The organism is Gemmobacter denitrificans (genome assembly GCF_036964905.1).
In the GTDB taxonomy this organism is placed as follows: domain Bacteria; phylum Pseudomonadota; class Alphaproteobacteria; order Rhodobacterales; family Rhodobacteraceae; genus Gemmobacter; species Gemmobacter denitrificans.
On sequence record NZ_JBALHR010000007.1, the window covers coordinates 167,081 to 174,058 of the forward strand.

General features: G+C 63.2%; 11 protein-coding genes and 1 pseudogene. 3 read left to right on the forward strand and 9 right to left on the reverse strand.

The genetic code is table 11. From position 1 onward, the window contains the following. Positions 1 to 4 precede the first annotated feature (4 nt). From V6590_RS13060 to V6590_RS13090, 7 genes are all read right to left on the reverse strand, one after another. On the reverse strand, positions 5 to 1,006 hold the full coding sequence (locus V6590_RS13060; RefSeq protein WP_335423779.1) for a BMP family lipoprotein: 1,002 nt from the start codon (positions 1,004 to 1,006) through the stop codon (positions 5 to 7). A gap of 167 nt (positions 1,007 to 1,173) precedes the next feature. Continuing rightward, on the reverse strand, positions 1,174 to 1,614 hold the full coding sequence (gene rimI / locus V6590_RS13065) for a ribosomal protein S18-alanine N-acetyltransferase (RefSeq protein WP_434063258.1): 441 nt from the start codon (positions 1,612 to 1,614) through the stop codon (positions 1,174 to 1,176). Further along, positions 1,611 to 2,222, reverse strand: coding sequence for a tRNA (adenosine(37)-N6)-threonylcarbamoyltransferase complex dimerization subunit type 1 TsaB (tsaB, locus tag V6590_RS13070; protein ID WP_335423782.1), 612 nt, complete (start codon positions 2,220 to 2,222; stop codon positions 1,611 to 1,613). The genes rimI and tsaB overlap by 4 nt, the downstream gene beginning before the upstream one ends. Continuing rightward, a complete protein-coding gene (locus tag V6590_RS13075) occupies positions 2,212 to 2,778 on the reverse strand; it encodes a NifU family protein (protein ID WP_335423783.1) in 567 nt (188 codons plus the stop codon). The genes tsaB and V6590_RS13075 overlap by 11 nt, the downstream gene beginning before the upstream one ends. A 71-nt stretch (positions 2,779 to 2,849) precedes the next feature. Then, positions 2,850 to 3,002 (reverse strand): hypothetical protein, encoded by a 153-nt coding sequence (locus tag V6590_RS13080; RefSeq protein ID WP_335423785.1) that lies wholly within the window; start codon positions 3,000 to 3,002, stop codon positions 2,850 to 2,852. A gap of 124 nt (positions 3,003 to 3,126) precedes the next feature. Then, complete coding sequence (locus V6590_RS13085; RefSeq protein WP_335423786.1) at positions 3,127 to 3,603, reverse strand: DUF2867 domain-containing protein; 477 nt, start codon at positions 3,601 to 3,603, stop codon at positions 3,127 to 3,129. A 74-nt stretch (positions 3,604 to 3,677) separates the two neighbouring features. Continuing rightward, positions 3,678 to 4,133 (reverse strand): universal stress protein, encoded by a 456-nt coding sequence (locus V6590_RS13090; protein ID WP_335423787.1) that lies wholly within the window; start codon positions 4,131 to 4,133, stop codon positions 3,678 to 3,680. A gap of 190 nt (positions 4,134 to 4,323) precedes the next feature. Between V6590_RS13090 and V6590_RS13095 the strand changes: the two genes are divergently transcribed. Further along, a complete protein-coding gene (locus tag V6590_RS13095; protein ID WP_335423789.1) occupies positions 4,324 to 4,542 on the forward strand; it encodes a hypothetical protein in 219 nt (72 codons plus the stop codon). Further along, entirely contained in the window at positions 4,539 to 5,057 is a 519-nt protein-coding gene (locus V6590_RS13100) for a hypothetical protein (RefSeq protein WP_335423791.1), read from the forward strand. The genes V6590_RS13095 and V6590_RS13100 overlap by 4 nt, the downstream gene beginning before the upstream one ends. A gap of 28 nt (positions 5,058 to 5,085) precedes the next feature. On the opposite strand, the gene V6590_RS13105 is transcribed toward V6590_RS13100, so the two are convergent. Both V6590_RS13105 and V6590_RS13110 read right to left on the reverse strand, forming a co-directional pair. Continuing rightward, positions 5,086 to 5,784, reverse strand: a complete 699-nt coding sequence (locus tag V6590_RS13105) for a site-2 protease family protein (RefSeq protein ID WP_335423793.1) — start codon at positions 5,782 to 5,784, stop codon at positions 5,086 to 5,088. Continuing rightward, the gene (locus tag V6590_RS13110) at positions 5,784 to 6,653 is read right to left on the reverse strand and encodes a branched-chain amino acid aminotransferase (RefSeq protein WP_335423795.1); all 870 of its coding nucleotides are present in this window, start codon (positions 6,651 to 6,653) and stop codon (positions 5,784 to 5,786) included. Before V6590_RS13110 ends, V6590_RS13105 begins: the two co-directional genes overlap by 1 nt. A gap of 240 nt (positions 6,654 to 6,893) precedes the next feature. Between V6590_RS13110 and V6590_RS13115 the strand changes: the two are divergent. Next, positions 6,894 to 6,978, forward strand: a pseudogene (locus tag V6590_RS13115) (IS5/IS1182 family transposase); the annotation flags it as partial.

Consider the following 6,978-nt stretch of genomic DNA (forward strand, 5'->3'; position numbering starts at 1 on the left):
CGGATCAGAAGGTTGCAGCCGGGCAGGTGTCGTCCGACATGTAGTCGTGCACCTTCAGCTCGCCCGCCTTGATCTTTTCGGCAGCGGCATCGACGGCGGCCTTCATTTCGGCGCTGACCAGCGGTGCATTGTTGTCATCCAGCGCATAGCCCACGCCTTCGGCCTTGAGATCCATGACCATGACCTTGCCGGTTTCCAGATCGGTGCCTGCCTTGAACGCTTCATAAACCGCGTTGTCCACGCGCTTGAGCATCGAGGTCAGCACCTTGCCCGGGTGCAGGTGGTTCTGGTTGCTGTCAACGCCGATCGACAGGATGCCTTCATCGGCAGCCGCCTGCAGCACGCCCAGACCGGTGCCACCTGCCGCCGCATAGATCACGTCGGCGCCCTGGCCCTTTTGTGCCTTGGCCAGTTCCGAACCCTTGACCGGGTCGTTCCAGGCGGCGGGGGTGGTGCCGGTCATGTTCATGATGACAGTCGCATCCGGCTTGACCGCCTTCACGCCCTGCGCATAGCCGCAGCCGAACTTGCGGATCAGCGGGATATCCATGCCGCCGATGAAGCCGACAGTATTGGTCTTCGACGCCATGGCGGCCATCATGCCCACCAGATAGCTGCCTTCATGTTCGGTGAATGCGACCTGAAGGATATTCGGCTGGTCCAGCCAGTCCACGTCGATGATGGCAAACTTGGTCTCGGGGAAATCCGGGGCCACCGTGTTCAGCACGTCCCCAAAGGCAAAGCCGGTCATCACAACCGGGTTTGCACCCGATTCCGCCAAACGGCGCAGCGCCTGTTCACGCTGGGCTTCGGACTGCATCTCCAGTTCCTTGAAGGTGCCGCCGGTTTCCTGCGCCCAGCGGGTTGCCCCATTGAAGGCAGCCTCGTTGAACGACTTGTCGAACTTGCCGCCCAGATCGAAGATGATCGCGGGCTCGGCCGCCACCATTGCCGACGACATGGTCAGCGCCGCAGCAGCGCCCAGCAGGGTTTTCATCACGGTCATGGAATTCTCCCGGTTATCGTTGACTTTTCTTCCCTCGTGCCGGGCCGTGCGGCGCGGGCAGGGGGCATTGGGGGCAATTTAGCGCGGGTTTGCAGCAAAGGGTCAAGATGGAATCGCGGGCCGGTGCTTCGGGATTTGATCGGTCGATCAAAAGACCCGTGATTGCTTCAATCCGACGCAGCGGAAAGCGGTCGGCTCATCACGATGGCATCGAGTTTCTGCCCTTCAGGCGTGACGTAATAGCCTTTGCGGCACCCGCTTGGGGCGAATCCCCCCCGGGCATAGAGGGCAAGCGCGGCGGTATTCGCGGCGCTGACTTCCAGAAATGCAGTCTCTGCGCCGCGGTTACGCGCCGTCTGCAGGAAACGGTTTAGCAGATCAGCGCCGATGCCTTGCCGCCGCAGCGCCGGGTCCACGGCCAGCGTCATCACTTCCGCCTCGCCCGCAACAGCGCGGCCGATCAGAAAGCCGCCCGGTGCCGTCAGCGCAAAGCACAGCGGATCGGCCAGCAGCGCGGCGATTTCGGTTGCGGTCCAGGGCCGGGGGGTTGTGAAACAGGCGGCATGCAGTGCGGCCATCCGGTCCACGGTCATGGGGGCATCGGTCACGGCAGGATCACCGGTGGCGGATCGGCAGGCGGGGCGGCATCGGCCCCGCGCAGATAGAACGGGGCAGGGCGCGGTGCCGGCAGCGGGCGGGTGGCGGCAATGCGGGCCACAGCTTCGGCCAACGGCATGGCAGGGGGCAGGCCGTCGGCTATGGCGCTGCCACTGCGATGCGGGGCAAGGGGCAGCGCGGCAAGAGGCATAAGCTGCGCTGTTTCGAATTCCGGCAGGTCAAAACCCTGCACATAAGCCTCGTCCCGGCGGGCATCTTCGGCCACCAGCAGCGGGCGCGGCAGGCCAAAGGCCTGTGCCTCCAGCCGGGTGACGCCGATGGCCGGTATGCCTAGGCCCAATGCCAGCCCCCGTGCCCCCGCCACCGCGATCCGCACACCGGTAAAATTGCCCGGCCCGGTGCCGACACCGATCCGAGTCAGGGCCTGGCGGTGCAGGCCCGCCCTGTCCAGCAGCCCGGCCAGAAGCGGCATCAGCCGTTCCGCCTGACCTTTTTCCATCGGTTCCAGCACCGTCAGACAATGGCCATCGGGCAAAAGCAAAGCGGCGGCGCAATGCGCCGCCGATGTGTCGAAGGCCAGAACGGTTTCAGGCCGCAACGGGGCGGACCTCAAGCACTTCGGGGATGTAATGGCGCAGAAGGTTCTCGATCCCCATTTTCAGCGTCAGGGTCGAGGACGGGCAGCCTGCGCAGGCGCCTTGCATATGCAGATAGACCACACCACGATCAAACCCGTGGAAGGTAATGTCGCCGCCATCCTGCGCCACGGCGGGGCGGACGCGGGTATCCAGCAATTCCTTGATCTGGCGCACGACATCGGCATCTTCACCGGCGAAATTGTCGGCATGGCCACCGGCAGGCCGGGCTTCGCCTTCCATGACAGGGGCACCGGATTGGTAATGTTCCATGATCGCGCCCAGAATGGCGGGCTTGATATGGTTCCAATCCGCCTCATCCGTCTTGGTGACGGTCACGAAATCCGACCCGAAAAAGACGGCCTGCACCCCGTCAACCGCGAAGATGCGGGCGGCCAGGGGGCTTTTCGATCCGGCTTCGGCGGTCGGAAAATCGGCAGTGCCGATCTCCAGCACATCACGTCCGGGCAGGAATTTCAGCGTGGCGGGGTTCGGCGTGGATTCGGTCTGGATGAACATGGGTATCTCCGACGGTTCATGTCGGATATGCGCCCCGCCGGTCGGCAAGTCAAGTTTGGAACCGTTCTAATTCAGCGGTCAGGCGTATAATAGGCATACATCTGGTCCAGCGCGGTCAGCTCGCGCAGGGGCCGGGTGTCCGGTTCAGGGGTGTAATAGGCCAGCGAATCTTCGCGGGTTTCGGGTTTTGCCGCGGCAGGGCCGGGCTTTTTGGACAGGCGCATGAACATGGATCACCTTTGTATTGAACCAGTCCTCCCTGCGACGACAATATGCTGCATTGCGGCGAAATGCCATCCCGGCAATGCTGCGATTGCGAAAAGGTGATCGGGTGACGCAAGGATGCGGTCAGGCGAGCGACCGCATCAACCGCCTCAGCATCAGCCGCACGATGATCCGATGGGCCGGCGCGACCGGGATCATGTAGGCCCGGCCAAAGCGGTTATGCGTCACGACCGACGACACGACCGACAGTCGCTGGCCGTCCACTGTCACGCATGTCATCACATCCAGATGCCGATCACGTTCGGTCAGCACCAACCGGTCGGCTGTGGCTTCTTCCACCAGAAAGAAATCCAGCTTGTCGCCCGCCGCCACCCGGTCGGCCCGCCTTCCGGTGAAACCGCCGATCCGCTTGACGCCAAATCGGGCCGAAACAGCATCCCGCAGTCGGAAGGCCAGGGCAAGGCCGGGCAGCGGCTGCGCCATGATGCCATTCCAGGCTTCCAGCGGGGTCAGCCTGCGCGGCAGGTCCGCCCCCTGCACATCCAGAAAATCCAGATCCTCTGGCGGGCCGACAAGGCGGGCATGGGCGGGCAGTTGCATGCAAGTCTCCTGCAGGATGCGGGCCAGGTTTGCCTGCCCCCATCCGGGGCGCAAGGGCCAAAGTGCCGCAGCCGTCAGGTGATGGCCTCCAGCCGTTCCTTGGACATGTCGCCCGGAACGATGGTGATTGGAATGGGCAGGGTGCCCGAATTGCGGCTGAGCGTGCTGACCAGCGGCCCCGGCCCGGATTTATCGGTGCCTGCGCCCAAAACCAGCACGCCGATCTGGGGGTCGGCCTGCACCTGAGCCAGAATTTCCTTGGCTGGATCGCCTTCGCGGATCACCAGTTCGGGGTTCACCCCCTGCTTGTCGCGCATCCATTTGGCAAAGACCTCGAAATGCGCCTCGATCCTTTCGCGGGCCTCTGCCCGCATCAGATCGGCAACCCCCATCCAATGCGGCACGTCTTCCGGCGGAATGATCGACAGGATCTGCACTCCCGCCCCGGTATGCGCGGCCCGCAGCGCGGCATAGCGCATGGCGTTCAGACATTCGCGGCTGTCATCCAGCACGACCAGAAACTTGCGCATCCTGCCCCCTTCGCATGTCGATCATCCTTGTCGGGATTAGGATGACCGCTTGGCCCGGGCTTGTCCAGCGTTGCAGAGGGGCTGGACATATCTTGACAATAAAAGTAAGAAATCTCCAGATCGAGCCGCCGCCAGATTGTAACTTCGACACAGGCCCGAACGGCAGTTCCGGGCGGAAAGGAGCGGCAGGATGCGCAATACCATTTGGGATGATCTTCTGGCGGTCGACCATCTGGCCAGGAATGAAGGGCAGGGTGGGCTTCACCCAAGGCTGCGGGCCGCAATCGAGGCTGCAGGGCGGTTCCCGACCTATTCATCGGGGCCTTGCGGGGCACAGGCTGCTGCAGATTTGCCACAAGCGGTTGATTTCGCCCGTATTCCACCGCAGCAAGGGCGGGCCCGCGCATGAGCGCCGATCCCTGCTTTCGTCGCCCCGGCGCGCGACCGCTGGCCAGTCTGGGACTGGATGCCACGGAAGTTGGCGCGCTGGCCGTGCTGCGCCATTTCATGACCAGTTTTGCACAGCCGGAAAGCCAGGCCTGGACCCATGCCTTTGATATCGCCTGCGAACGCTGGGGCATCGCCGAGGGGCCGCGGCTTGCACAGGGGTTGTTGGCCGTATTGCGGGCGGTCATGGCCTGCCGCCAGACCGGGCTGACCTTCTCCAACCCGCTGTGCCAGGAATGTCGGCTGCGGGTGACGGCGGATGAGGCGGCGATGATGACCATGTTGCACCACATGCGCCGCGATGCCACGGTTGATGCACGGCTGGCACTGGCTGATCTGACCTTTGGCCGGATGGATGCGCGGCTGATCCAGGCAGCCCTTGCGCTGGCCGCGCGTTTCCCCGCCGAGCGCGACGGATTTGGCGGGCAACCGGATGTGGCGGAATGGGCCGAAGGGACACCACAGCGCCTGCACTGATCGTGCAGCCCATCCTTGGCGGGTAGGTCTAGCCGCGCGGCTGGCCACGCATCATGGCGCGGTGGAGTGCAAAGGACGGCGCAAAGAAGATCAGCCAGCCGGTGTTGAGGAACAGCAGGATCAGACCCGGCCACCACAACAGGCAAAACACCAGCCCGACCGCACCGGCATAGCGCAGCGCGGTTGCGGGGGGCAGAAACCGGCGCAGGCCCAGCAGCAACAGCTTGCCGCCGTCCAACGGCTGCACCGGCACCATGTTGAACAGAAACAGCAAGAGGTTCAGCCCGCCAGTGAACAGGAGCCAGGGAAAGACCATGATCCCAAAACGCGCGGCCTCCGGGTCCAGCAGGGCGCGTGAATAGACCCATTGTGCCAGCAACCCGCAGATCGCCCAGATCGCCAGATTGACGATGGGGCCCATCGCCACGATCAGTTCATCCTGCTTGTAACTGGACCGCTGATGTTGGCAGAACCCGCCAAACCCGTGCAGCACGATGCGGTCCACCCGCAGCCCCTGCACCCGCGCGCCCCAGGCATGGCCCAGCTCGTGCAGATAGACCGAGCCGACGAGAATCCCCATCGTCAGCACCAGATTGACCGGGTCCCCGCCACGCATCAGCGTGACTGCGGCGATGATCCCGATCAGCAGGGCCGCCGATTGCGACACCTGCACAGGCACGCCAAAGATGCCCCGGAATGAAAACAGGATCGGACCTTCCTGAAACATCAGTTGATCCGGCTGCCTTGCGCCCAGTCCAGATACAGGCTGCGGACATGGTCGGTCATCTTTCGGCTGCGATAGTCCACATCGTCAAAGCGGCTTACCGATGTGACCTTGGAGAAGTTGCCCGACAGGAACACCTCATCCGCCGCTGCGACATCGGCAAAGGTCAGCACGCATTCGCGCACATCGATCCCGTCCGCCCGCAGATTGGCAATGTGGCGGGCGCGTGTGATGCCTGCAAGGAAGGTGCCATTGGCGATGGGGGTCATCACCACCCCATCCTTGACGATGAACACGTTGGCCGTGGCCGTTTCGGCCACATTGCCCATTGCATCGGCCACCAGGGCATTGCCAAAGCCCTTCTGCTTGGCCTCGACCAGCATCCGCGCGTTGTTGGGGTAAAGGCAACCCGCCTTTGCATTGCAGACCGCATCTTCCAGCACCGGACGGCGGAACCGGGTGCGGGTCAGCGTGGTGCTGGCACTGGCCGGGGCCATCGGCACCTCTTCCAGACACAGCGCAAATCCGGTCGAGTTTTCCGCGGGCGCCACCCCCAGATCAGAGCCGTCCACCGCCCAGTACATCGGGCGGATATAGACGGCGGCTGTGCGGCCAAAGGGCTTCAGCCCTTCGCGTGCGATGTCCAGCATCTGCTCGGGCGTCATGGTGGGGGTGATCATCAGCGCCTCGGCCGACCGGTTCACCCGTGCCAGATGCAGATCCAGATCGGGAGCCAGCCCGTCAAACAGCCGCGCACCATCAAAGACCGATGATCCCTGCCAGATGCCGTGATCTGCGGCGCGCATCACCGCAATGTCGCCGTCATGCCAGTTACCGTTGAACCATGTGCGGATGTTCGTGCCGAATGCCATGCTACCTCTCCGTGTTGGCGACACTAAATCATCCTCTGTGCGGAAGGTCCATCGCCAAGCTAGGCGACAGCTGGCACTCGACCAAGGTCGCCCCGAACTGAAAATTGACAATATGTTGTCATGATGGCTTTTGCATTCAATGCACAAGCTAACCGATCTCATTCTAGGGTCAGGACCCATTGATTTGCTTGAGGCCGCCGCCGCTGCGTGATTCAAGGCCCCTGAGCTACGGGGGTGATCATGAGTATTCTATTCTGGTTGACGGACGCGCAGATGGAGCGGCTGAGACCGTTCTTTCCAAAGAGCCATGGCAAGCCACGGGTCG